The sequence below is a fragment of the Citrobacter sp. Cu096 genome (assembly GCF_030332285.1).
In the GTDB taxonomy this organism is placed as follows: domain Bacteria; phylum Pseudomonadota; class Gammaproteobacteria; order Enterobacterales; family Enterobacteriaceae; genus Citrobacter; species Citrobacter meridianamericanus.
Map to the genome: position 1 here is coordinate 1 of NZ_JAOWID010000021.1, position 23,608 is coordinate 23,608.

23 protein-coding genes and 1 riboswitch are annotated in these 23,608 nt (G+C 54.4%); of the genes, 13 read left to right on the plus strand and 10 right to left on the minus strand.

All coding sequences use genetic code 11. From position 1 onward, the window contains the following. Positions 1 to 333: 333 nt before the first annotated feature. Entirely contained in the window at positions 334 to 1,923 is a 1,590-nt protein-coding gene (purH, locus tag OGX99_RS06590; RefSeq protein ID WP_151218784.1) for a bifunctional phosphoribosylaminoimidazolecarboxamide formyltransferase/IMP cyclohydrolase, read from the plus strand. Positions 1,924 to 1,938: 15 nt separating this feature from the next. Continuing rightward, positions 1,939 to 3,228 (plus strand): phosphoribosylamine--glycine ligase, encoded by a 1,290-nt coding sequence (gene purD, locus OGX99_RS06595; RefSeq protein ID WP_252839085.1) that lies wholly within the window; start codon positions 1,939 to 1,941, stop codon positions 3,226 to 3,228. Here purD and zraR read toward each other — a convergent pair. Beyond that, positions 3,225 to 4,550, minus strand: coding sequence for a sigma-54-dependent response regulator transcription factor ZraR (gene zraR / locus OGX99_RS06600; protein WP_151225117.1), 1,326 nt, complete (start codon positions 4,548 to 4,550; stop codon positions 3,225 to 3,227). The genes purD and zraR overlap by 4 nt on opposite strands. 5 nt (positions 4,551 to 4,555) lie before the next feature. Continuing rightward, entirely contained in the window at positions 4,556 to 5,941 is a 1,386-nt protein-coding gene (zraS, locus tag OGX99_RS06605; RefSeq protein WP_151225115.1) for a two-component system sensor histidine kinase ZraS, read from the minus strand. A gap of 57 nt (positions 5,942 to 5,998) precedes the next feature. Between zraS and OGX99_RS06610 the strand changes: the two genes are divergently transcribed. Both OGX99_RS06610 and zraP read left to right on the plus strand, forming a co-directional pair. Then, complete coding sequence (locus OGX99_RS06610) at positions 5,999 to 6,187, plus strand: hypothetical protein (protein WP_151218788.1); 189 nt, start codon at positions 5,999 to 6,001, stop codon at positions 6,185 to 6,187. A gap of 18 nt (positions 6,188 to 6,205) precedes the next feature. Beyond that, the gene (gene zraP, locus OGX99_RS06615) at positions 6,206 to 6,649 is read left to right on the plus strand and encodes a zinc resistance sensor/chaperone ZraP (RefSeq protein WP_187260363.1); all 444 of its coding nucleotides are present in this window, start codon (positions 6,206 to 6,208) and stop codon (positions 6,647 to 6,649) included. A gap of 23 nt (positions 6,650 to 6,672) precedes the next feature. Here the strand turns inward: zraP and OGX99_RS06620 are convergent, their stop codons facing one another. The 6 genes from OGX99_RS06620 to nudC all read right to left on the minus strand — a co-directional run bounded on the left by OGX99_RS06620 (position 6,673) and on the right by nudC (position 11,028). Then, positions 6,673 to 7,365 (minus strand): DUF1481 domain-containing protein, encoded by a 693-nt coding sequence (locus tag OGX99_RS06620; protein ID WP_151218802.1) that lies wholly within the window; start codon positions 7,363 to 7,365, stop codon positions 6,673 to 6,675. An 11-nt stretch (positions 7,366 to 7,376) separates the two neighbouring features. Then, positions 7,377 to 7,649: a nucleoid-associated protein HU-alpha gene (gene hupA / locus OGX99_RS06625; protein WP_001044509.1), complete on the minus strand. Its 273-nt coding sequence runs from the start codon at positions 7,647 to 7,649 to the stop codon at positions 7,377 to 7,379. 186 nt (positions 7,650 to 7,835) lie between these two features. Further along, the gene (locus tag OGX99_RS06630) at positions 7,836 to 8,426 is read right to left on the minus strand and encodes a YjaG family protein (protein WP_003842015.1); all 591 of its coding nucleotides are present in this window, start codon (positions 8,424 to 8,426) and stop codon (positions 7,836 to 7,838) included. Between the two features lie 33 nt (positions 8,427 to 8,459). Continuing rightward, a complete protein-coding gene (gene nfi, locus OGX99_RS06635; RefSeq protein ID WP_187254162.1) occupies positions 8,460 to 9,140 on the minus strand; it encodes a deoxyribonuclease V in 681 nt (226 codons plus the stop codon). Next, the gene (gene hemE, locus OGX99_RS06640; RefSeq protein WP_151225111.1) at positions 9,140 to 10,204 is read right to left on the minus strand and encodes a uroporphyrinogen decarboxylase; all 1,065 of its coding nucleotides are present in this window, start codon (positions 10,202 to 10,204) and stop codon (positions 9,140 to 9,142) included. The genes nfi and hemE overlap by 1 nt, the downstream gene beginning before the upstream one ends. A 50-nt stretch (positions 10,205 to 10,254) precedes the next feature. Continuing rightward, complete coding sequence (gene nudC, locus OGX99_RS06645) at positions 10,255 to 11,028, minus strand: NAD(+) diphosphatase (RefSeq protein WP_252839083.1); 774 nt, start codon at positions 11,026 to 11,028, stop codon at positions 10,255 to 10,257. 96 nt (positions 11,029 to 11,124) lie between these two features. On the opposite strand from nudC, the gene rsd reads away from it, so the two are divergent. The 7 genes from rsd to thiH all read left to right on the plus strand — a co-directional run bounded on the left by rsd (position 11,125) and on the right by thiH (position 17,237). Next, positions 11,125 to 11,613 carry a sigma D regulator gene (gene rsd, locus OGX99_RS06650; RefSeq protein ID WP_151218792.1) on the plus strand — a complete coding sequence of 163 codons (489 nt, stop codon included), beginning with the start codon at positions 11,125 to 11,127 and terminating at the stop codon, positions 11,611 to 11,613. 50 nt (positions 11,614 to 11,663) lie between these two features. Next, positions 11,664 to 11,786: riboswitch (TPP riboswitch) on the plus strand. 83 nt (positions 11,787 to 11,869) lie between these two features. Continuing rightward, positions 11,870 to 13,768, plus strand: a complete 1,899-nt coding sequence (thiC, locus tag OGX99_RS06655; protein WP_151218793.1) for a phosphomethylpyrimidine synthase ThiC — start codon at positions 11,870 to 11,872, stop codon at positions 13,766 to 13,768. Beyond that, positions 13,768 to 14,403, plus strand: coding sequence for a thiamine phosphate synthase (gene thiE, locus OGX99_RS06660; protein WP_151218794.1), 636 nt, complete (start codon positions 13,768 to 13,770; stop codon positions 14,401 to 14,403). The genes thiC and thiE overlap by 1 nt, the downstream gene beginning before the upstream one ends. Beyond that, positions 14,396 to 15,154, plus strand: a complete 759-nt coding sequence (locus OGX99_RS06665; protein WP_187254161.1) for a HesA/MoeB/ThiF family protein — start codon at positions 14,396 to 14,398, stop codon at positions 15,152 to 15,154. The genes thiE and OGX99_RS06665 overlap by 8 nt, the downstream gene beginning before the upstream one ends. Beyond that, positions 15,135 to 15,335 carry a sulfur carrier protein ThiS gene (gene thiS / locus OGX99_RS06670; protein ID WP_151218796.1) on the plus strand — a complete coding sequence of 67 codons (201 nt, stop codon included), beginning with the start codon at positions 15,135 to 15,137 and terminating at the stop codon, positions 15,333 to 15,335. The genes OGX99_RS06665 and thiS overlap by 20 nt, the downstream gene beginning before the upstream one ends. A gap of 1 nt (position 15,336) precedes the next feature. Further along, on the plus strand, positions 15,337 to 16,107 hold the full coding sequence (gene thiG, locus OGX99_RS06675; RefSeq protein ID WP_286543014.1) for a thiazole synthase: 771 nt from the start codon (positions 15,337 to 15,339) through the stop codon (positions 16,105 to 16,107). Then, the gene (gene thiH, locus OGX99_RS06680; RefSeq protein WP_252839080.1) at positions 16,104 to 17,237 is read left to right on the plus strand and encodes a 2-iminoacetate synthase ThiH; all 1,134 of its coding nucleotides are present in this window, start codon (positions 16,104 to 16,106) and stop codon (positions 17,235 to 17,237) included. Before thiG ends, thiH begins: the two co-directional genes overlap by 4 nt. 118 nt (positions 17,238 to 17,355) lie before the next feature. Here the strand turns inward: thiH and cspE are convergent, their stop codons facing one another. Further along, complete coding sequence (gene cspE / locus OGX99_RS06685) at positions 17,356 to 17,568, minus strand: transcription antiterminator/RNA stability regulator CspE (protein ID WP_016155304.1); 213 nt, start codon at positions 17,566 to 17,568, stop codon at positions 17,356 to 17,358. A gap of 1,091 nt (positions 17,569 to 18,659) precedes the next feature. Between cspE and OGX99_RS06690 the strand changes: the two genes are divergently transcribed. Both OGX99_RS06690 and OGX99_RS06695 read left to right on the plus strand, forming a co-directional pair. Further along, positions 18,660 to 18,965: a PTS sugar transporter subunit IIB gene (locus OGX99_RS06690; RefSeq protein WP_151218799.1), complete on the plus strand. Its 306-nt coding sequence runs from the start codon at positions 18,660 to 18,662 to the stop codon at positions 18,963 to 18,965. 4 nt (positions 18,966 to 18,969) lie between these two features. After that, positions 18,970 to 19,287: a PTS lactose/cellobiose transporter subunit IIA gene (locus OGX99_RS06695; RefSeq protein WP_286543019.1), complete on the plus strand. Its 318-nt coding sequence runs from the start codon at positions 18,970 to 18,972 to the stop codon at positions 19,285 to 19,287. A 52-nt stretch (positions 19,288 to 19,339) separates the two neighbouring features. Here the strand turns inward: OGX99_RS06695 and rpoC are convergent, their stop codons facing one another. Next, positions 19,340 to 23,563, minus strand: a complete 4,224-nt coding sequence (gene rpoC / locus OGX99_RS06700) for a DNA-directed RNA polymerase subunit beta' (RefSeq protein WP_006688360.1) — start codon at positions 23,561 to 23,563, stop codon at positions 19,340 to 19,342. Between the last annotated feature and the right edge of the window lie 45 nt (positions 23,564 to 23,608).

Genomic DNA, 23,608 nt, shown 5'->3' on the forward strand with positions numbered 1-23,608 from the left:
CATTATAGGGAGTTTCCTGCAGCCCGCAACCCTTAAATGACAGAAAAATGACTGAGTGCTGCATTCCACAGCAAAACCCCACTTTATACCCATTTGCACACAGAGTTATCCACAAACTCACCCATTACTTCTGCGATCCTTTCTGTATATGTACAGTCTTCAGCGGTCGAAACGAGGGACAAAAGTGAAAAATAAAAATTCGCGAGCGTTGCGCAAACGTTTTCGTTACAATGCCCCCGCACAACAAGGATGCCCCGTAAGGGGCGTTAGCTGAGTTTTTAGCCAAGAATTCACCTAACGCTCTCTGTAATAGTCAAATCCAGGGGATTTACCATGCAACAACGTCGTCCAGTCCGCCGCGCTCTGCTCAGTGTTTCTGACAAGGCCGGTATCATCGAATTCGCTCAGGCACTTTCCGCACGCGGTGTGGAGCTACTGTCTACAGGTGGCACTGCCCGCCTGTTAGCGGAGAAAGGTCTGCCAGTGACCGAAGTTTCCGATTACACCGGCTTCCCGGAAATGATGGATGGACGCGTGAAGACCCTGCATCCAAAAGTCCACGGCGGCATTCTTGGTCGCCGTGGTCAGGATGACGGAATAATGGAGCAACATGGTATCGCGCCTATCGATATGGTGGTTGTTAACTTGTACCCGTTCGCCCAGACCGTCGCCCGCGAAGGCTGTTCTCTGGAAGATGCCGTAGAGAACATTGATATCGGCGGCCCGACCATGGTGCGCTCTGCAGCCAAGAACCATAAAGATGTAGCTATCGTTGTGAAGAGCAGCGACTACGATGCCATTATTAAAGAGATGGATGCCAACGATGGTTCTCTGACCCTCGACACGCGTTTCGATCTCGCGATTAAAGCCTTCGAACACACCGCCGCTTACGACAGCATGATCGCCAACTACTTTGGCAGCATGGTTCCGGCCTATCACGGCGAAAGCAAAGAAGCCGCCGGTCGCTTCCCACGTACGCTGAACCTGAACTTCATTAAGAAGCAGGATATGCGTTACGGCGAGAACAGCCACCAGCAGGCTGCCTTCTATATAGAAGAGAATGTTAAAGAAGCCTCCGTTGCCACCGCGCAGCAGGTACAGGGCAAAGCACTTTCCTACAACAACATCGCCGATACCGATGCGGCGCTGGAGTGCGTGAAAGAGTTCAGCGAACCGGCATGCGTTATCGTTAAGCACGCAAACCCGTGCGGTGTAGCGGTAAGCACCTCTATTCTTGACGCTTACGACCGCGCTTACAAAACCGACCCAACCTCCGCATTCGGCGGCATCATCGCTTTTAACCGCGAGCTGGATGCTGAAACCGCGCAGGCGATTATCTCCCGCCAGTTCGTGGAAGTGATCATCGCGCCTTCCGCTACCGAAGAAGCATTGAAAATTACCGCTGCCAAGCAGAACGTTCGCGTGCTGGTTTGCGGCCAATGGGCGCAGCGCGTACCGGGTCTGGACTTCAAGCGTGTGAACGGCGGCCTGCTGGTCCAGGACCGCGACCTCGGTATGGTGAGCGAAGCTGAACTGCGCGTGGTAACCAAACGCCAGCCGACCGAGCAAGAACTGCGTGATGCGCTGTTCTGCTGGAAAGTGGCAAAATTTGTGAAATCCAACGCCATTGTTTACGCCAAAGAGAACATGACTATCGGCATAGGCGCAGGCCAGATGAGCCGCGTGTACTCAGCCAAAATCGCCGGGATTAAGGCCGCCGACGAAGGTCTGGAAGTGAAAGGTTCCTCTATGGCTTCCGACGCCTTCTTCCCGTTCCGCGATGGGATTGATGCCGCTGCTGCCGCTGGCGTAACCTGCGTGATCCAACCGGGCGGTTCAATCCGCGATGACGAAGTGATTGCCGCCGCAGACGAGCACGGTATCGCGATGGTATTCACCGACATGCGCCACTTCCGCCATTAATCCACGGAGCAGACGATGAAAATATTAGTGATTGGCAATGGCGGGCGCGAGCACGCCCTCGCCTGGAAAGCGGCGCAGTCGCCAAAAGTCGAAACGGTATTTGTCGCCCCGGGCAACGCGGGCACCGCGCTGGAACCCACGCTACAAAACGTGGCCATCGGCGTAACGGATATTCCGGCGCTGCTGAGCTTTGCCCAGAACGAGAAGATCGATCTGACCATCGTTGGTCCGGAAGCGCCGCTGGTGATTGGTGTGGTTGATGCATTCCGCGCCGCCGGTCTGAAAATCTTCGGCCCAACCGAAGGTGCCGCGCAGCTGGAAGGCTCCAAAGCCTTCACCAAAGATTTTCTTGCGCGCCATCAGATTCCAACGGCGGAGTACCAAAACTTCACCGAAATCGAACCTGCGCTGGCTTACCTGCGCGAGAAAGGCGCGCCGATCGTTATCAAAGCCGACGGTCTGGCCGCCGGTAAAGGCGTGATTGTGGCGATGACGCTGGAGGAAGCGGAATCCGCGGTTCATGACATGCTGGCCGGTAACGCGTTTGGCGACGCGGGCCACCGCATCGTTATCGAAGAGTTCCTCGACGGTGAAGAAGCGAGCTTTATCGTGATGGTCGACGGCGAGCACGTGCTGCCGATGGCCACCAGCCAGGACCACAAACGCGTGGGCAACGGCGATACCGGTCCTAATACCGGCGGGATGGGTGCCTACTCTCCAGCACCGGTAGTGACTGACGAAGTCCACCAGCGCACCATGGAACGCATCATCTGGCCAACGGTGAAAGGCATGGCGGCGGAAGGGAATACCTACACCGGTTTCCTGTATGCGGGTCTGATGATCGACAAGCAGGGTAACCCGAAGGTTATCGAGTTCAACTGCCGCTTCGGCGATCCGGAAACCCAGCCGATCATGCTGCGCATGAAGTCCGATCTGGTGGAGCTGTGCCTCGCCGCCTGTGACGGCAAGCTGGATGAGAAAACCTCCGAGTGGGACGAACGCGCATCTCTGGGTGTGGTCATTGCCGCCGGAGGTTATCCGGGCAATTACAATACCGGCGATGAAATCCACGGCCTGCCGCTGGAAGACGTCACTGACGGTAAAGTGTTCCACGCCGGCACCAAACTGTCTGCTGACGATCGCGTGCTGACCAACGGCGGTCGCGTACTGTGTGCCACCGCGCTGGGTAACACCGTGGCAGAAGCGCAGAAACGCGCCTACGCCCTGATGACAGACATCCGCTGGGACGGCTGCTTCAGCCGTAACGACATCGGCTGGCGCGCTATCGAACGTGAGCAAAACTAACGGCTGAGCTTAGCCAGCAGTGTTTTGCGCGTAATACCTAACTGACGGGCGGCTTCGGTTTTATTGCCGCCCGTTTTCTCCAGTGCAGCCAGAATCACCTCTTTTTCGACATCCACCAGCGGTTGGATCTCGCCACTGTATTCCGTTTTTATCGGCGTCGCAGCAATCGCCATTGGCAGCTCACGTTCAGAAATATATTCCCCCGTTAGCAGCACCACCGATCGCTCAATCGCATTTTCCAGCTCACGGATATTGCCCGGCCAGTCGTAATGGATCAGGAGATCCATCGCCTGCGGAGTAAAGCCTTTCACCGCTTTTCGGTTACGCTCGGCAAAACGCTGGAGAAAATATTCGGCCAGCAGTGGAATATCTTCCCGACGCTGGCGCAATGCTGGCATTTCAATGGTGACGACGTTCAGGCGATAGTAGAGATCCTGGCGAAAGCGCCCGGCACTGACTTCCTCCGCCAGATCTCGATGCGTGGCGGCGATCAGCCGGACATCAACTGCAATGGTCTGGTTGCTGCCAACCCGCTGTACTTCCCGCTCCTGGATCGCTCGCAGCAGACGCACCTGCATCAGCGGTGAGATATCGCCAATTTCATCAAGAAACAGCGTGCCACCATCGGCTTCCACAAAGCGACCTTCCCGGCGTTTATCCGCCCCGGTAAACGCACCTTTCTCGTGACCGAACAGCTCAGATTCCAGCAAAGATTCATTGAGTGCCGCGCAGTTCAGCGTGACCAGTGGTTTATCGCTGCGTGCGCTGCTGGCATGTAGCGCCCGGGCCACCAGTTCTTTGCCCGTCCCGGAGTCTCCGTGGATGAGCACCGTGGCGTCCGAGGGCGCAACCATCGCAATTTCGTTGAGCAACTGCTGCATCGCCGGACTACGACCAATCATGCCAAACTGCGCCGCCGACGCTGACGGCAATTCAGCGCTCGTTTCCCGCGTGTGCGCCAGCGCTTTTTCCAGCGTCTCCTGCAACCGGTCAAAGTCCAGCGGTTTGATCAAGTAGTCCAGCGCCCCGGTTTTCAGCGCCTCAACGGCAGTCTCCACGCTGGAGAACGCCGTCATGATCAATACCGGAATCGCCGGATTCAGCGCTTTAATCTCTTTCAGCGTAGCGATACCGTCCATCTCTGCCATGCGCACATCACACAGCACTAAATCAAATACACGTTCGCGCACCTGTTCCAGCGCCGCTCGCCCGCTATAAGCCAACGCAACGTCATAACCCCAGCCGCGCAGCAGCGCCTGTAAAATGGTGCAGTGGCTGATATCGTCATCCACCACCAGAATAGTGATTTTTCCGTGCGTCATCCTTGTTAATCCTGTTGTTTCGCTTTAGTCGGCAGCCAAAAGGTAAAGGTCGCGCCTTTGCCCTCAACGCTTGCCACCTGAATGGTGCCGCCGTGCTGTTCAACTATATTCTGCACCACCGCCAGCCCGAGGCCGGTGCCGTCAGCTTTGGTCGTAAAGTAAGGCGTAAAAATGGCCTCCAGCTGTTCTGGAGCAATCCCCTTCCCGCTATCGGTCACCACGATTTTAACGCGATCGCCGCTGCTTTCACTTGCTTCAACCACTATTGTGCCCTGACGACCAATGGCATGAATGGCGTTCAGATACAGATTCAACAAAATCTGCGTCAGCCGGTCGGGGTCGGCCTGAATCGCGGGCAGCGTAGGATTAGCCGAAAAACGGAGCTGGATTTCGCGACTTGCCGCATCCTGGCTCACCAGATGTAATGAGTGGGTGATAACCTTGTTAAGATCCACCTGTTGCAGCGTCAGATGCGCTGGCTTCACCAGCTCCAGCAATTCGCTCACCACCCGATTTAAACGGTCCGCTTCTTTCGCCATTACCTGAGCCAACTCATGTGACTCGCCACCTGGCGGGGTTCGTTCGGCAAAATATTTTGCTAAACCTTTGATGGATGAAAGCGGGTTACGAATTTCATGTGCGACTCCGGCCGCCAGGTGTCCGAGCGCCATCAGTTTTTCTTTACGCTTCATCGCATCCTGCAGTTCTTTGTACGAACGCTGATAGCGCTGATACCAGAAGAACGTCAGCACGGTGGCCAGTAACACGGCTGCCAGCGCGGACAGGACAATCAGGGTGTTACGCCACTCTCTTGCCTGAGTCGCTGCCAGATCGCTGGCATCAAAGGCGATAAATATGGTTTGTGCAGGGATGTTAAGCTGCCTGTCATCGTTGGCGCAACGCGCCATGCCATGACGTCCTGGACCATACGTCGGCTGAAACTGGCGATAAATTTCCAGGGCCGGCGTGTTTTCACCGCTCCCCACTGGAATGTCAATATTTCGCCAGTTTTCTTGTTCTCCGGGATTAAGCTGCCGCAGGACATCCGGTGAATAGAGCGTTTTCCCGACCATCGCGGAATTGCTGTGAGTAATAACAACGCCATGCTCATCAACAACGGCAAACCATAGCACACCTGGTTGTACGGCCATTTGTTCCAGCAGCGTCTGCTGTTGAGCATGATGCATGCGCATCCCCATACCTACGCGCGTACCAGACTCCAGAGCGCGAATGAGCACGCTGCCTTTTTCCAGTAGCGTTTGCCGTGCAGCACCGCTTTCCCGCCCATAGTCCCGAATGGTCATAACCGAAAACCAGCCGACCAAAATCAGGATTGCCGCCAGCAAGAGTCGGCTCAACCACTTTGCAGCCGTGTCCTTATAAAGACGCATACGCTCTCCCTTTACCCTACCTGTTCCTTTCATCGTTACAGGTATACAGCAGAAATCATGCCATTTTTTCCTCCTGATAACCCTGCCCTCAAACACAAACTGCTGAAAGTACCGGGTAAAAATGACCCGCTGGCGCGTTCTGGCGAGTCATTTTTACCCGTTTTCCTGCAAAGACGACACGTACAACGCCCGCAGGACAGGGATTGCCGCTTTGGCACGGAAGATGCAAAAGGGAATGTAAGCTAACCAACAGGAGAATGAACAATGAAACGGAACAACAAACTGGCACTGATTGCACTCTCTCTTCTGGCTCTGGGCTCTACCCCAGCGCTGGCACAGCATCACTGGGGGTATGGTGATGGCATGCAGCAGCGGGGCGGTGCGCCAATGACCGCTGAGCAGCAGGCAACCGCGCAGAAAATCTATGATGATTACTACTCACAGACCAGCGCATTGCGCCAACAGTTGACCTCCAAACGTTATGAGTACAACGCGTTGTTAACAGCCAGCTCGCCAGACACGGCAAAAATTAACGCCGTGGCAAAAGAGATGGAAGCGTTGAATCAGTCCCTGGATGAGCAGCGTGTTAAACGCGATGTCGCCATGGCGCAGGCAGGCGTGCCTCGCGGAGCGGGAATGGGTTACGGTGGATGCGGCGGTGGCGGTAACCATCGCGGCGGCGGCCATATGGGAATGGGCCACTGGTAACAGTATTACCTGATGGCAGATTATCAGAAGGTTTTGGCTGTAGGCTGCCAGCGACAAAAATCTTCATTAGCGACCAGCAGTAGCTGCGACCCTTCGGGCGCTTCCAGCCATGCCACACTCACCTCGACGGATGAATGGCTCTGGCGGCGCTCAATATGGTTTATCGCCCACGATTCCAGATCGGGTTTCAGCGTCTCACCTTCACAGGTCGTAACCGTGTGATTCGCATGCCAGCGTCCCTGATGCAGTATCACCCGTCCCTGACGCAACGCATCGCTTGTCTGGCGGATTTGATCGGCTCGATAGCGGTAAAGCGCGATTTGATCGCTGGAAAGCTGCTGCTTAAGACCGTCGACTTCACGCTGCATGAAACTCAGCTCACCCCGGTCATCGAAGCGTATACGGACATGTTCTTGGGGTTTACTGTAGGTGTTGAGTTCTATCAAAGAGAGCGTATCACCCTGCCAGCGATATTCACTGGTGGTGGTATCACCTTTACGCCACGGACTAAATACCGAGAGCAAGTGAACACCGTCGCTGGAATCTTTACGCCAAATGCGTACCGCCCCCTGATCGCCAACATAGCCGCTGGCTGTGAACGGAGGAAGCTCAGAGTGGCGACTACAGGCAGACAGTAACAGAACACCTGAAAGCCAAAGCGAGTGACGCCAGATGGACAAAAGGGGCGAAACCGCCCCTTCGATAAAACTGTTCACTGCCACGCGAATTACTTAACCGCGTCTTTCAGTGCTTTACCAGAAACAAATGCCGGTACGTTAGCTGCGGCAATTTTGATTTCTTTACCGGTCTGCGGGTTGCGGCCAGTACGCTCAGCACGGTGGTTCACTTTGAAGGTACCGAAACCAACCAGTTGTACAGCATCGCCTTCTTTCAGAGACTCAGTAATAGCAGCCAGAGTGGATTCCAGAGCAGCTTTAGCCTGTGTTTTAGACAGTTCTGCTTTGTCTGCAATTACATCAATCAGTTGAGTCTTGTTCATAAGTTATCCTTACAATGTGTTTATCGCTTGCTAAGCATCGAGTGCGACGGAAATGCCAGAAAAGCACTCTCCTGCATACACGCACCGATAGCCACTTTTTTTCGCCCCCCAAATGTAGACCAGACCGGGGGCAGATGGGAAGCCTTCAGGCATGACAAATCAGGCGTTAAATCACGTTTTGTGGTGTCATTGCTGAAAATTTATACCAATATTGCTCTCGCCAGCCTCGCGCAGGTCTGCACGAAGCCCTTTTATCAGCTCAATATCGCGTTCTTCACAATCGGCTAAAAGTCGGAATATTTCCCACTGAATATCCCATTCTTGCTCAACGGCTGGGTTCTCTTTGAGCTCTTCATCGGTCATTTCGCGACCAGCTTGCGTCATTTCCAGCATCGCGACGGTGGTAATAGAAGCCTTACTGACTTCAATTGCGTGTTCCAGCGTTTCACCACTCAGACGCGAATGCATCAGTTCGCTTAATGCCACACAGGCATCGATCGCCGGGTACACGCCGTACAGATCGTAATCATCTGCAGAAGGAATGGCCTCTTCAAACTTTTCCAACTGACTATCGAAATTGATTTTCGCGTCTTTCACCGTCAACGCTTCCCAAATAAGATCCAGAATTCGGCGATAAATCTGACCATCGCCAAATTCGGTTTGCTTGCAGAACATAGCGTAGTTTGGGTACATGCGCTCGCACAGACAGGCCATAAACGTAACATGCTGCCAGCTTTCCAACTTCTCCAGACGCAGGTGAATCGGGTTTTGTAACATGATGAGTTCTCAAATACGGAAATTAGCGGCAGTTTACCCGATATGGGGCGTTTTTGCTGCAAGCCGCGTAAAAGCCGGGCGTTCAGATGCGACTGCATCTGCCCAGCGTGTTGGTTCCGGCAGACGATAACCGTTCATACAGCGTTGTACCCATGCCAACGCGCGGTCCAGGCTCACGCGATGACCCGTAGAGATAAACAACGGGTTACAGCGTGCTTTGCTGCGCCAGACCCACGCCAGCTGTTCGTCTTTATCCAGCAACGGCGCTAGCGCTCCGGGTTCGGCAGCGAGCGGCTCAAACTTGCCGCATAACCGTTTTTTCGCCACGCCAATCGTCGGGACATCCACCAGCAGACCAAAATGGCTGGCTACGCCCAGGCGACGCGGGTGAGAGATACCGTGACCGTCAACGAACAGCAGATCGGGCTTGTGCGAGAGCAACTGCCAGGCAGCCATCAACGCGGGCGTTTCACGAAAGGAGAGAAAGCCTGGAATGTAAGGCATGGTGGTGGCGATTCGCGCCACCTTGTATTCAACCAGTTCCAGCGTCGGGTATTTCAGTAAGACCATTGCGGCCCGCGTCACTTCGCCGCCCTGCTCAAACCCTACGTCCGCCCCGCCGATCAGATCCGGCGGATCGTTCTGCAGGCGATCCTCGCGGATCACCGAAGAGGCCAGTTCAAGCTGCTGCGCGCGCAGCGATGCGAGATCCATTAGCGGTGGTACTGCGCCGACAGGCGATGTACCGCCTCGACAAAGACACCCGCATGTTCTGGCGGTACATCCTGATGAATGCCATGGCCCAGGTTAAAGACATGGCCTTCACCCTGACCAAATCCGGCCAGAATTGTCGCCACTTCTTCTTCGATGCGGGCTGGCGGCGCATACAGCATGGATGGATCCATATTGCCCTGTAGCGCCACTTTATGACCCACACGACGACGCGCGTCGGCAATATCAGTGGTCCAGTCGAGGCCTAACGCATCACAGCCGGTTTCTGCCATCGCTTCCAGCCACTGACCGCCGCCTTTGGTGAACAGCGTCACCGGTACACGACGACCGTCGTTCTCGCGCAGCAGACCATCGACGATTTTGTGCATGTAGTACAGGGAGAACTGCTGATAGTCGCGACCGGTCAGCACACCGCCCCAGGTATCGAAAATCATCACCGACTGCGCGCCCGCTTTGATCTGCGCGTTCAGGTACAGCGTGACGCTCTTCGCCAGCTTATCCAGCAGCAGATGCAGCGCTTTTGGATCGGCGTACATCATCTTTTTAATCACGGTGAAGGCCTTGCTGCTACCGCCTTCGACCATATAGGTCGCCAGCGTCCACGGGCTACCGGAGAAGCCGATCAGCGGCACTTCGCCTTTCAGTTCACGCCGAATCGTGCGCACCGCATTCATCACATAACCCAGCCCATCTTCCGGGTCCGGGATCGGCAGTTTGTCGACATCAGCCTTGCTGGTAATCGGTGAGGTAAAACGTGGACCTTCTCCGGCTTCAAAATACAGCCCAAGCCCCATCGCATCCGGAATCGTCAGGATATCCGAGAAGAGGATCGCGGCATCAAGCTTATAACGACGCAGCGGCTGCAGCGTGACTTCGCAGGCCAGCTCGGCATTTTTGCACAGCGCCATAAAATCGCCCGCCTCGGCGCGCGTGGCTTTATATTCCGGTAGATAGCGGCCCGCCTGGCGCATCATCCATACCGGAGTGACATCAACGGGCTGGCGCAGCAGCGCACGCAGATAACGATCGTTCTTCAGTTCGGTCATTTTTGCAGTTCCTTATTGCGTCAGTCCATCAGTGTATCATCACTCGTTCTTTACTCGTACTCAGCCCGACACATTGCCACAGTGTCTTCAATCAATCGACGCGCGACGGTGCCTGGCGGGGGAAGCAGCGGTAAATTATCGTAGCGATACCAGTTCGCCTCCAGCAGTTCTTTCGGGTCGATAACAATCTCCCCGCTATCATACTCTGCCATAAATGCGGTCATCAAAGACTGTGGGAACGGCCACGGCTGAGAAGTGACATAGCGCAGGTTTTTAACCTTAATGCCGCTCTCTTCCATGACTTCACGCGCCACCGCCTGTTCAAGGGTCTCACCCACTTCGACAAAGCCCGCCAGCACGGTATGCACGCCGTTGCGATGGCGAACATGTTGGGCAAGCAAGATAGCGTCGTCACGGCGGATAGCGACGATAATGCAGGGAGCAATTTGCGGGTAGTAGCGTTCCCGGCAGTGGCTGCACAGCATCGCCCATTCCGTTTTACTCGGGTGCATCGTGTGCCCACAGTAGCCGCAGAATTTATGCGAGCGGTAAAACTCAGCCAGCTGTACGCCGCGTCCGGCCAGTTGAAACAGGCCAACATCCTGGTCTATAACCTGGCGCACCGACCCCATATCGTGTCGACGTTGCTGCTGCACCAGCCAGACCGTTTCCCCTTCCCATTCGCCGATAGAAAGTGCGCGCTGCCCGATCAGATCAAAACGTGCCGCGTCACCGTGAGGCAGTTCACCATGCGGCAACCATAACTTTTGCTCATGACTGACAATCCACCAGCCGCTATCTAATTTTTCAATTATACGATCCATATCTCTTGCGCAACCTTTGCTTCACAGGCATGTTGTTTACATTATTTTTACATTTACGGGTGAGCAGTTCTTAAACACCATCTTGCGGAGTCAATCATGTTAAACCAGCTGGAAAGCCTGACGGAGCACGTCGGAGGAAGTAATAAACTGGTTGATCGCTGGCTACATGTACGTAAGCACCTGCTCGTGGCTTACTACAATCTGGTTGGCATTAAGCCTGGCAAAGAATCGTACATGCGGCTCAATGAAAAGGCGCTGGATGATTTTTGTCAGAGCCTGGTCGATTACCTCTCCACCGGACACTTCAGTATTTATGAACGTATTCTCCATAAATTGGAAGGGAACGGGCAGCTTTTAAAAGCGACAAAAATTTGGCCGCTGCTGGAAGCCAACACACAACAGATCATGGACTACTATGACACCAGTCTGGAGACCGCCATTGATCATGATAACTTCCTTGAATTTCAACAGGCTTTATCAGATATCGGCGAGGCGCTGGAAGCCAGGTTCGTACTCGAAGATAAGCTGATCATGCTGGTATTTGATGCGATGCACGAGAGTGGCACTCTCAAACGTCCTGCTTGAGATTTGTCGCATTAACGCGTAATTTACATTCATTACCTCTTTACTGAGGTTACTTCTTGTCGGAGTGCTTATTTTCCACAACAGCATGAGTGGAAAAGGCTGAGACCGTTAATTCGGGATCCGCGGAACCTGATCAGGTTAAAACCTGCGAAGGGAACAAGAGTCAATCTGCAATAGCATCGCCCCCGGGCGAGCCTATCTCTTGCTTCATCCGTCGTCTGACAAGCCATATCCTTACTTTTATTTGGAATGAGCTATGTCTGCCACTACTAAACCATCACGCCGCGAACAGCGCGCTCAAGCCCAACACTTTATCGATACCCTGGAAGGGACCGCCTTTCCGAACTCAAAACGCATCTACATCACCGGCTCGCAGGCGGATATCCGCGTTCCGATGCGCGAAATCCAACTTAGCCCGACGCTGATTGGCGGCAGCAAAGACAATCCGCAATTTGAAGATAACGAAGCCGTACCGGTGTACGACACCTCCGGGCCGTATGGCGATCCTGACGTGGCGATTAACGTCCAGCTGGGGCTGGCGAAACTGCGCCAGCCGTGGATTGTGGCGCGTAACGATAGCGAAGAATTAGACGACCGTAGCTCCGCTTACACCAAAGAGCGCCTGGCCGACGATGGCCTGGACGAGCTACGTTTCAGCGGCCTGCTGACGCCAAAGCGCGCCAAAACCGGTAAGCGCGTGACCCAACTGCATTACGCCCGTCAGGGGATTATCACGCCGGAAATGGAGTTTATCGCTATCCGTGAAAACATGGGGCGCGAGCGTATTCGTAGTGAAGTGCTGCGCCACCAGCATCCGGGGATGAACTTTGGCGCTCGCCTGCCGGAAAATATCACTCCGGAATTCGTGCGTGATGAAGTCGCTGCAGGCCGGGCGATTATTCCTGCTAACATCAACCACCCGGAATCCGAGCCGATGATCATCGGCCGCAACTTCCTGGTAAAGGTGAACGCCAACATCGGTAACTCGGCGGTCACCTCCTCTATCGAAGAAGAGGTCGAAAAGCTGGTATGGTCAACCCGCTGGGGAGCAGATACGGTGATGGACCTCTCCACCGGTCGCTATATTCACGAAACCCGCGAGTGGATCCTGCGTAATAGCCCGGTGCCGATAGGCACCGTACCGATCTACCAGGCGCTGGAGAAGGTCAATGGGATCGCCGAAGATCTCACCTGGGAAGCATTCCGCGATACGTTGCTGGAACAAGCCGAACAGGGCGTCGACTACTTCACCATTCACGCGGGCGTGCTGCTGCGCTACGTGCCGATGACCGCTAAACGCCTGACCGGAATTGTCTCGCGCGGCGGCTCAATCATGGCGAAATGGTGCCTCTCCCATCACAAAGAGAACTTCCTGTTTGAACATTTCCGTGAGATTTGCGAAATCTGCGCCGCCTACGACGTTTCACTCTCTCTTGGCGATGGTCTGCGTCCGGGTTCGATTCAGGATGCCAACGACGAAGCGCAGTTCGCCGAACTGCATACGCTGGGCGAGCTGACCAAAATCGCCTGGGAATACGACGTGCAGGTGATGATCGAAGGCCCAGGGCATGTACCGATGCAGATGATCCAGCGCAACATGACCGAAGAACTGGAACACTGCCACGAGGCGCCGTTCTACACCTTAGGGCCGCTCACCACCGACATCGCGCCGGGCTATGACCACTTCACCTCCGGCATTGGCGCGGCGATGATCGGCTGGTTTGGCTGCGCGATGCTGTGCTACGTCACACCAAAAGAACATCTCGGTTTACCGAACAAAGAAGATGTGAAACAGGGGCTGATCACCTACAAGATCGCCGCTCACGCCGCTGACCTCGCCAAAGGGCATCCGGGCGCGCAGATCCGCGATAACGCGATGTCGAAAGCACGCTTCGAATTCCGCTGGGAAGATCAGTTTAACCTCGCGCTCGACCCGTTCACCGCCCGCGCTTATCACGATGAAACCCTGCCGCAGGAGTCCGGTAAGGTCGCCCACTTCTGCTCCATGTGCGGGCCGAAGTTCTGCTCGATGAAAATCAGCCAGGAAGTGCGTGATTATGCCGCCGCGCAAACCATTGAATTGGGGATGGCGGATATGTCGGAAAACTTCCGCGCCAAAGGCGGCGAAATCTACCTTAAAAAAGAGGAGGCGTAATGTACCAGCCTGATTTCCCGACCGTGCCGTTCCGCCTCGGGCTTTATCCGGTGGTGGATAGCGTGGCATGGATTGAGCGTCTACTGGAGGCGGGCGTGCGCACGATCCAGTTGCGTATCAAAGATAAACGCGATGAAGAGGTGGAAGCGGATGTTATCGCTGCCATCGCGCTGGGGCGTCGTTATGACGCCCGCCTGTTTATCAACGACTACTGGCGGCTGGCGATTAAGCACAACGCCTACGGCGTGCATCTGGGCCAGGAAGATCTCGAAACTACCGATCTGCAGGCCATTCAGGCGGCGGGCTTACGCCTGGGGGTTTCCACCCACGATGATATGGAGATAGACGTCGCACTGGCCGCTAAGCCTTCTTACATCGCACTCGGCCACGTTTTCCCCACGCAAACCAAGCAGATGCCTTCCGCTCCGCAGGGGCTGACACAACTGGCGGGTCATATTGCGCGTCTGGCCGACTATCCAACCGTCGCCATCGGCGGCATCAGTCTGGAACGTGCGCCCGCGGTGCTGGCAACCGGCGTCGGCAGCATTGCCGTGGTCAGCGCTATCACCCTTGCGGCCGACTGGCAGGCAGCCACGGCGCAGCTGCTCGACATAGCAGGAGTCGGCGATGAATGACCGCGACTTTATGCGCTACAGCCGCCAGATTCTGCTTGGCGATATCGCGATTGAGGGCCAGCAAAAGTTGCTCGACAGCCATGTGCTGATTGTCGGTTTAGGCGGGCTTGGTTCGCCTGCCGCGTTGTATCTGGCGGGAGCAGGTGTCGGCACGCTGACGTTGGCGGACGATGACGACGTTCATCTGAGCAATCTGCAACGGCAAATATTGTTCACCACCGACGACATTGCTCGCCCAAAAGCACAGGCGGCAGAACGCCACCTGGCACGTCTTAACCCGGACAGCGAGCTGGTCGTCCTTGAACAGCGACTGACGGGTGAGGCGCTGCGGCATGCGGTTGCGCGGGCCGACGTGGTGCTCGACTGTACCGACAACATGGCCACGCGTCAGGAAATTAACGCCGCCTGCGTGACGCTGAATACGCCTTTGGTTACCGCCAGCGCCGTGGGTTTCGGCGGCCAGTTGATGGTACTCACCCCGCCGTGGGAACAAGGCTGTTACCGCTGCCTGTGGCCGGATGATGTCGAACCTGAACGCAACTGCCGTACCGCCGGTATCATCGGCCCGGTTGTCGGCGTGATGGGCACCTTGCAGGCGCTGGAAGCCATCAAACTGCTTAGCGGCATTGCGACGCCCAGCGGCGAGTTACGCCTTTTTGACGGTAAAACCAGCCAGTGGCGCAGCCTTGCGCTGCGTCGGGCCAATGGCTGCCAGGTATGCGGAGGGCAACATGCAGATTCAGTTCAATGATGAGCCGATGCAGTGCGCCGAGGGACAAACCGTCAGCGGGCTGCTCACCGAGCTTAATCAGCTCAAACCGGGCGCGGCGCTGGCGCTCAATCAGCAGATTCTGCCGCGCGAGCAGTGGCAGCAGCATATCATGCAGGAAGGCGACCAGATCCTGCTTTTTCAGGTTATTGCAGGGGGTTGATATGTTACGTATTGCCGACAAAACGTTTGATTCACATCTGTTCACCGGTACCGGAAAATTTGCCTCATCACAGCTGATGGTCGAGGCGATTCGCGCCTCCGGCAGCCAGCTGGTGACGCTGGCGATGAAGCGCGTGGATTTGCGCCAGCATAACGATGCCATTCTGGCCCCACTTATCGACGCGGGCGTGACGCTGCTGCCTAACACCTCCGGAGCGAAAACCGCTGAAGAAGCTATTTTCGCCGCCCAACTGGCGCGTGAAGCGCTGGGCACAAACTGGCTGAAATTAGAAATCCACCCGGATGCCCGCTGGCTATTGCCGGATCCGATTGAAACGCTAAAAGCTGCCGCATCGCTAGTGAAACAGGGCTTTGTGGTGCTGCCTTACTGCGGTGCGGATCCGGTACTGTGCAAGCGGCTGGAAGAAGTGGGCTGTGCGGCGGTGATGCCGCTCGGCGCACCCATCGGTTCAAATCAAGGGCTGGCAACCAAAGCGATGCTGGAGATTATTATCCAGCAGGCTACCGTGCCGGTGGTGGTCGACGCCGGGATCGGCGTGCCCAGCCACGCCACACAAGCGCTGGAAATGGGCGCCGACGCGGTGCTGGTCAACACGGCAATCGCCGTGGCGGATGATCCGGTCATGATGGCCACTGCCTTTCGTCTGGCAGTTGAAGCGGGCCTTCTGGCGCGCCAGGCGGTACCCGGAAGCAAAAGTTCGCAGGCAAGCGCCACCAGCCCGTTAACGGGATTCCTGGAGGCCTTCGCATGAAAACCTTCACCGACCGTTGGCGACAGCTTGACTGGGACGACATCCGTCTGCGTATCAACGGGAAAACCGCCGCCGACGTGGAACGCGCCCTCAACGCTTCGCAGCTTAATCGCGATGATTTGATGGCACTGCTCTCCCCCGCCGCCGCCGACTATCTGGAGCCGCTGGCGCAGCGGGCGCAGAAACTCACCCGCCAGCGCTTTGGCAACACCGTGAGCTTTTACGTTCCGCTGTATCTTTCGAATCTCTGCGCCAACGACTGCACCTACTGCGGTTTTTCGATGAGCAACCGTATCAAACGCAAAACGCTGGATGCAGTAGAAATTGCCCGTGAGTGCACGGCTATTCGTGAGATGGGTTTTGAGCACCTGTTGCTGGTCACCGGTGAACATCAGGCAAAAGTCGGGATGGACTATTTTCGTCGCCACTTACCCGCTATTCGCCGCCAGTTTGCCTCATTACAGATGGAAGTACAGCCGCTGTCAGAGGCTGAATATGTGGAGCTGAAGAGGTTGGGGCTGGATGGCGTGATGGTGTATCAGGAGAGCTATCATGAGGGAATTTACGCCCGCCACCATCTGAAGGGTAAAAAGCAGGACTTCTTCTGGCGGCTGGAAACGCCGGACAGGCTGGGCCGCGCAGGGATCGACAAAATCGGTCTTGGCGCATTAATTGGTTTGTCCGACAGTTGGCGAGTCGATTGCTATATGGTGGCTGAACATCTGCTGTGGATGCAGCAGCATTACTGGCAGAGTCGCTACTCCATCTCGTTCCCGCGCTTGCGCCCATGCACCGGAGGCGTTGAGCCCGCATCGATCATGGATGAGCGACAGTTGGTCCAGACCATTTGCGCATTTCGTTTACTGGCGCCAGAAATTGAGCTTTCGCTCTCAACCCGCGAATCGCCATGGTTTCGTGACCATGTGATTCCATTGGCGATCAACAACGTCAGCGCCTTCTCAAAAACCCAGCCCGGTGGTTATGCCGATAACCACCCCGAACTGGAACAGTTCTCCCCGCATGATGCTCGTCGCCCGGGAGCCGTGGCTGAAGCACTGATGGCGCAGGGATTACAGCCCGTGTGGAAAGACTGGGATAGCTATCTGGGACGCGCTGCACAGATGCTCTAAGTCCAACGCTATCACATAAACGAAAAAACCCGCTTTCGCGGGTTTTTCTTCACTTGCACTTGACTGCTCAGGCTCTGGCCTTCATCGCTATCGTAAGCGTTCGTGAAATTATCGGCGATTACAGCGCGACAACGTTAACAGCAGACGGGCCTTTAGCGCCATTCTCCACGGAGAACTCCACTTTTTGACCTTCGTCTAACGTTTTAAAATCGTTACTCTGGATAGCGGAGAAATGTACAAACACATCCTTGCTACCGTCCTGAGGAGTGATGAAGCCGAAACCTTTCTCAGAGTTAAACCATTTTACTAAACCAGTCATTTTGTTAGACATAGATACTTCCTTTCATTTTTTTGAGCCGCTTATGCAGCGAAGATGGCCTGTTTTGCAGAAATTAACTTATGGGGCACTTAGGGAGGAGGCTCATGAAGAAGAGTATCTGAGGATAACGCTTGAACTGAGAACTGCTTTACTAAAACTGCTTACATAAGGTCTGTGTACCAAACCGATGTCGCTATAGTAGACCTACTTCTAATCATTAAGCAAGCATTAATTTTTTTAATACTCATTAAGTAGTGAAATGTTAAACCCTCACGGTTGGGCATCCCGGATAACAGATTGATCTACAACGAACAAAAGCCCTGACCATTGCAGTCAGGGCTTTAAGTTACTACACACTTCAGATTTAACATTAATAAACTTAACGATTTAATACTGCTGATGGTACTACTTTAAAATGTACACGTTTACTACAGATAATATTGGATATTGATACTAACTAAAACCGTCCTCTATTTACCGTTATACACATTCCACCCGCTTGATAATAGAACTCAAGGCTGGTGACCTAAACAAGTACACTTCCCCTCGCGACATATACTCTTTGATGCGTTGCCTTATTTACCTTTGCGATAACCAGAAAAAAAGAAATCGCAAACATTTACTATTAAAACATGGCGTTACATCGTCGCGTTTTACTCATTTTTTGCGATTAGATAAATCAACTACGTGGCCTGAAAGCATTGTCGAAGTGAAAAAAAACGTTTTCAGCGTCGACTATCCCATACAAAAATACTTCGTGGCCTTTATCGCAACCCCCAATAAAACTCTACTAACACTTGCTACGTTAACAGCAAACTACAATTTCTCCGCTGTTAAGTATTAACATACGGGTTTAAAAAACGCTGTCAATACTGTTTTTTATAACATGTCTTTATTGACAGTAATTATATATTCCCGCATGGGATAAGCGAATCAAAAGCCACTGGCCTTGGTCCAGAACGTAGGGTTTTATCTCTTCCTGTAACCGGTTTCAGAAAAAGCGCTTTTCTTTGTGATGCCTTGCACACAATTGCTGCAAAGCAGTTGTTGCTACCGCTGGCTCGCGATAATTATCAACCCACACATGTTGATCGAGACTGCTTATGAAAAACATCGTTTTATGCTGTGCCGCCGGAATGTCCACCAGCATGCTGGTGCAAAGGATGAAAGACGCCGCCCAGAAAAGAGGGGTCGACGTCACTATTAAAGCAGTGCCGGTGGCTGAGTTTGAAGAGAATATCGCCACTGCGGATATCGTGTTGCTCGGTCCACAAGTTAAGTATGAGCAGGCCAAGCTGCAGACGCTCGCCGACCCGCTGGGAAAAAAGGTCGCCGTCATCGATATGATGGATTACGGCATGATGAAAGGCGATGCCGTACTGGACAAGGCGCTGAAACTACTGGAGTGATGGCATGGAAGAGTTAGAAACAATCATCATGGAATTATTGGTAAATGCCGGCGCTGCACGCAGTCAGGCCCTGACAGCGCTGCAACTGGCGCGTAAAGGTGATTTCGCTGGGGCAGAACAAGCGATGACAGAATCACGCGAGTACGTTAAGCAAGCGCATAAAATCCAGACCCAGCTGATCGGAATTGACGAAGGTACCGGCAAGCTACCGGTTAATCTTATTACCGTCCATTCGCAGGACCATCTGATGAACGCGATGGTGATTCAGGATTTGGCGGGCGATATGATTGAGCTGTATCGGCGGTTACCGCTAGCCAGTTAACAGACATAAAAAAACCCGCCGAAGCGGGTTTTTTTATTATGGTCAGCAACGATTAATCGTTGTCAGAACCGCCCAGGCCTGCGTTCAGCAGTTCTGCCAGGCTGGCAGACGCATCTTCAGCAGTCACCTGCGGAGCAGCTGGCAGTTCGCCCGCTGCGCGACGGCGCATACGATCCTGGTGGTACGCGTAACCGGTACCTGCCGGGATCAGACGACCCACGATGACGTTCTCTTTCAGACCACGCAGTTCATCACGTTTACCTGCAACAGCGGCTTCGGTCAGGACACGCGTGGTTTCCTGGAACGATGCTGCAGAGATGAAGGACTCGGTTGCCAGAGACGCTTTGGTGATACCCAGCAGATCGCGGGAGAACGTTGCACCCACTTTGCCGTTCGCTTCCAGATCGCGGTTGGCAATCTTGACGCGGGAGTATTCAACCTGCTCGCCTTCCAGGAAGTCGGAGCTACCAGCGCTTTCGATGGTGGCTTTACGCAGCATCTGACGAACGATAACTTCAATGTGTTTATCGTTAATCTTAACGCCCTGCAGACGGTATACGTCCTGAACTTCGTTAACGATGTAACGAGTTACAGCATGCACACCACGCAGACGCAGGATGTCGTGCGGCGCTTCCGGACCGTCGGAAACCACGTCACCACGTTCTACACGTTCACCTTCGAACACGTTGAGCTGACGCCATTTCGGAATCATCTCTTCGTACGGTTCGCTACCGTCTACCGGGGTGATAACCAGACGACGTTTCCCTTTGGTTTCTTTACCGAAGGAAATGATACCGCTGATTTCAGCCAGGATTGCTGGCTCTTTCGGACGACGGGCTTCGAACAAGTCCGCAACGCGCGGCAGACCACCAGTGATATCCTTGGTACCGCCGGATTCCTGCGGTACACGCGCCAGGGTGTCACCAGAGCTGATCTGAACGCCATCTTCCAGCTGAACAATCGCTTTACCCGGCAGGAAGTACTGAGCCGGCATATCGGTGCCAGGGATCAGAACGTCGTTGCCCTGAGCATCAACAATTTTCAGTGCCGGACGCAGGTCTTTACCACCCGCAGTACGCTCTGCAGAATCCAGAACCACCAGAGAAGACAGACCGGTCAGCTCGTCGGTCTGACGAGTAATGGTCTGGCCGTCGATCATGTCAGTGAAGCGGACGAAGCCACTCACTTCGGTGATAACCGGCATGGTGTGCGGATCCCAGTTTGCTACGGTTTCGCCGCCAGCAACCTGTTCGCCATCACCCTTCGCCATAACGGAGCCGTAAGGCACTTTATAGCTTTCTTTGGTACGGCCGAATTCGTCGATCAGTTTCAGTTCGGTGTTACGTGAGGTGATAACCAGTTTACCGCTGGAGTTAACAACCGACTTCGCATTGCTCAGACGGATGCTACCTTTGTTTTTCACCTGGATGCTGGATTCAGCAGCCGCACGGGATGCCGCACCACCGATGTGGAACGTACGCATCGTCAGCTGTGTACCCGGTTCACCGATGGACTGTGCCGCGATAACGCCGATCGCTTCACCTTTGTTGATGATGTGGCCACGCGCCAGGTCACGACCGTAGCAGTGCGCACACACACCAAAGTCGGTGTCACAGGATACAACGGAACGTACTTTGACGGAGTCAACGGAGTTCTCTTCCAACAGGTCACACCACTGTTCGTGCAGCAGCGTGTTGCGTGGAACCAGAATGTCCGCCGTACCCGGCTTCAGAACGTCTTCAGCAGTCACACGACCCAGAACGCGATCGCGCAGCGGTTCTTTAACGTCACCACCCTCGATAACCGGGGTCATGGTGATGCCTTCCAGCGTGCCGCAATCGTCTTCAGTAACTACCAGGTCCTGCGCGACGTCAACCAGACGACGAGTCAGATAACCGGAGTTCGCTGTTTTCAGTGCGGTATCCGCCAGACCTTTACGCGCACCGTGAGTAGAGATGAAGTACTGGAGTACGTTCAGACCTTCACGGAAGTTCGCGGTGATTGGCGTTTCGATGATGGAGCCATCTGGCTTCGCCATCAGACCACGCATACCAGCCAGCTGACGAATCTGTGCTGCAGAACCACGCGCACCGGAGTCAGCCATCATGTAGATGCTGTTGAAGGAAACCTGCTGCTCTTCTACGCCGTCACGGTTAATCACGGTTTCGGTTTGCAGGTTATCCATCATCGCTTTGGATACACGATCGTTCGCCGCCGCCCAGATATCGATAACTTTGTTATAGCGTTCGCCTGCGGTTACCAGACCAGACTGGAACTGCTCCTGGATCTCAGCAACTTCAGCTTCCGCTTCAGAGATGATCTCGTGTTTCTTCTCTGGGATGACCATGTCATCAATACCAACAGATGCACCGGAACGCGCTGCATAAGCAAAACCGGTATACATTGTCTGGTCAGCGAAGATAACGGTCGGCTTCAGGCCCAGAATGCGGTAACAGGTGTTCAGCATTTTGGAGATTGCTTTCTTGCCCAGCGCCTGGTTGACGATGGAGAAAGGCAGACCTTTCGGTACGATCATCCACAGAATGGCGCGACCAATGGTCGTGTCTTTCAGGCTGGTGTGCGCAACGAATTCGCCGTTTTCATCTTTTTCATATTCAGTGATACGCACTTTAACGCGCGCATGCAGAGAGGCCAGGCCAGCGCGATAAATACGCTCAGCTTCTTTCGGGCCAGTCAGCACCATGCCTTCGCCTTTAGCGTTAACACAGTCACGGGTCATGTAGTACAGACCCAATACAACGTCCTGAGACGGAACGATGATAGGTTCGCCGTTCGCCGGAGACAGGATGTTGTTGGTAGACATCATCAGCGCACGCGCTTCGAGCTGGGCTTCCAGCGTCAGCGGTACGTGAACAGCCATCTGGTCACCATCGAAGTCGGCGTTATATGCCGCACAAACCAGCGGGTGCAGCTGGATAGCTTTACCTTCGATCAGTACCGGTTCAAATGCCTGGATACCCAGACGGTGCAGGGTTGGCGCACGGTTCAACAGTACCGGGTGTTCGCGGATAACTTCGTCCAGGATATCCCAAACGACAGCTTCTTCACGCTCAACCATTTTCTTCGCGGCTTTGATGGTGGTGGCGAGGCCACGCAGTTCCAACTTGCCGTAAATGAACGGTTTGAACAGTTCCAGTGCCATTTTCTTCGGCAGACCGCACTGATGCAGACGCAGGTATGGACCTACGGTGATTACAGAACGACCGGAGTAGTCAACACGCTTACCGAGCAGGTTCTGACGGAAACGACCCTGTTTACCTTTGATCATGTCGGCCAAAGATTTCAGAGGACGTTTGTTAGAACCGGTGATCGCACGACCGCGACGACCGTTATCCAGCAGGGCGTCGACCGCTTCCTGCAGCATACGTTTTTCGTTGCGTACGATGATATCTGGCGCAGCCAGATCCAGCAGGCGCTTCAGACGGTTGTTACGGTTAATGACGCGACGATACAGATCGTTCAGGTCAGAAGTCGCGAAACGACCACCATCCAGCGGAACCAGCGGACGCAGATCTGGCGGCAGAACCGGCAGAACGGTCAGGATCATCCACTCTGGCTTGTTGCCAGACTGTACGAAGGCTTCCAGCAGTTTGATACGCTTGGTCAGCTTCTTACGCTTGGTTTCGGAGTTGGTTTCGTTCAGCTCTTCACGCAGAGTTTCACACTCTTGCTCCAGATCCATGCTCTTCAGCAGGGCCTGGATTGCTTCCGCACCCATCTTCGCATCGAATTCGTCACCGAACTCTTCCAGCGCGTCCAGATACTGCTCTTCAGTCAGGATCTGTTGACGTTCCAGGTTAGTCATACCGCCTTCGATAACCACATAAGATTCGAAGTACAGTACGCGTTCGATATCACGCAGCGGCATATCGAGCAGCAAACCGATACGGGACGGCAGAGATTTCAGGAACCAAATGTGAGCGGTCGGAGACGCCAGCTCAATGTGGCCCATACGCTCACGGCGTACTTTAGTCTGGGTCACTTCAACGCCGCACTTCTCACAGATCACACCACGGTGTTTCAGGCGCTTGTACTTACCGCACAGGCACTCATAGTCTTTTACTGGCCCAAAGATACGGGCGCAGAAAAGGCCGTCACGTTCAGGTTTGAACGTACGGTAGTTGATGGTTTCCGGCTTCTTAACTTCACCGAAAGACCATGAACGGATCATGTCTGGCGAGGCCAGAGCAATTTTGATCGCATCAAACTCTTCGGTTTTAGTCTGCGCTTTCAGAAACTTTAATAAATCTTTCACGGATTTGCTCCCGTCGGAGTTAGCACAATCTGGCGCTGGCAGTTA

Bases quoted from the DNA above. Each gene is read 5' to 3' on its own strand.
- purH (WP_151218784.1), top strand. From the start codon at position 334: ATGCAACAACGTCGTCCAGTCCGCCGCGCTCTGCTCAGTGTTTCTGAC.
- purD (WP_252839085.1), top strand. From the start codon at position 1,939: ATGAAAATATTAGTGATTGGCAATGGCGGGCGCGAGCACGCCCTCGCC.
- zraR (WP_151225117.1), bottom strand. From the start codon at position 4,550: ATGACGCACGGAAAAATCACTATTCTGGTGGTGGATGACGATATCAGC.
- zraS (WP_151225115.1), bottom strand. From the start codon at position 5,941: ATGCGTCTTTATAAGGACACGGCTGCAAAGTGGTTGAGCCGACTCTTG.
- OGX99_RS06610 (WP_151218788.1), top strand. From the start codon at position 5,999: ATGCCATTTTTTCCTCCTGATAACCCTGCCCTCAAACACAAACTGCTG.
- zraP (WP_187260363.1), top strand. From the start codon at position 6,206: ATGAAACGGAACAACAAACTGGCACTGATTGCACTCTCTCTTCTGGCT.
- hupA (WP_001044509.1), bottom strand. From the start codon at position 7,649: ATGAACAAGACTCAACTGATTGATGTAATTGCAGACAAAGCAGAACTG.
- OGX99_RS06630 (WP_003842015.1), bottom strand. From the start codon at position 8,426: ATGTTACAAAACCCGATTCACCTGCGTCTGGAGAAGTTGGAAAGCTGG.
- nfi (WP_187254162.1), bottom strand. From the start codon at position 9,140: ATGGATCTCGCATCGCTGCGCGCGCAGCAGCTTGAACTGGCCTCTTCG.
- hemE (WP_151225111.1), bottom strand. From the start codon at position 10,204: ATGACCGAACTGAAGAACGATCGTTATCTGCGTGCGCTGCTGCGCCAG.
- nudC (WP_252839083.1), bottom strand. From the start codon at position 11,028: ATGGATCGTATAATTGAAAAATTAGATAGCGGCTGGTGGATTGTCAGT.
- rsd (WP_151218792.1), top strand. From the start codon at position 11,125: ATGTTAAACCAGCTGGAAAGCCTGACGGAGCACGTCGGAGGAAGTAAT.
- thiC (WP_151218793.1), top strand. From the start codon at position 11,870: ATGTCTGCCACTACTAAACCATCACGCCGCGAACAGCGCGCTCAAGCC.
- thiE (WP_151218794.1), top strand. From the start codon at position 13,768: ATGTACCAGCCTGATTTCCCGACCGTGCCGTTCCGCCTCGGGCTTTAT.
- OGX99_RS06665 (WP_187254161.1), top strand. From the start codon at position 14,396: ATGAATGACCGCGACTTTATGCGCTACAGCCGCCAGATTCTGCTTGGC.
- thiS (WP_151218796.1), top strand. From the start codon at position 15,135: ATGCAGATTCAGTTCAATGATGAGCCGATGCAGTGCGCCGAGGGACAA.
- thiG (WP_286543014.1), top strand. From the start codon at position 15,337: ATGTTACGTATTGCCGACAAAACGTTTGATTCACATCTGTTCACCGGT.
- thiH (WP_252839080.1), top strand. From the start codon at position 16,104: ATGAAAACCTTCACCGACCGTTGGCGACAGCTTGACTGGGACGACATC.
- cspE (WP_016155304.1), bottom strand. From the start codon at position 17,568: ATGTCTAACAAAATGACTGGTTTAGTAAAATGGTTTAACTCTGAGAAA.
- OGX99_RS06690 (WP_151218799.1), top strand. From the start codon at position 18,660: ATGAAAAACATCGTTTTATGCTGTGCCGCCGGAATGTCCACCAGCATG.
- OGX99_RS06695 (WP_286543019.1), top strand. From the start codon at position 18,970: ATGGAAGAGTTAGAAACAATCATCATGGAATTATTGGTAAATGCCGGC.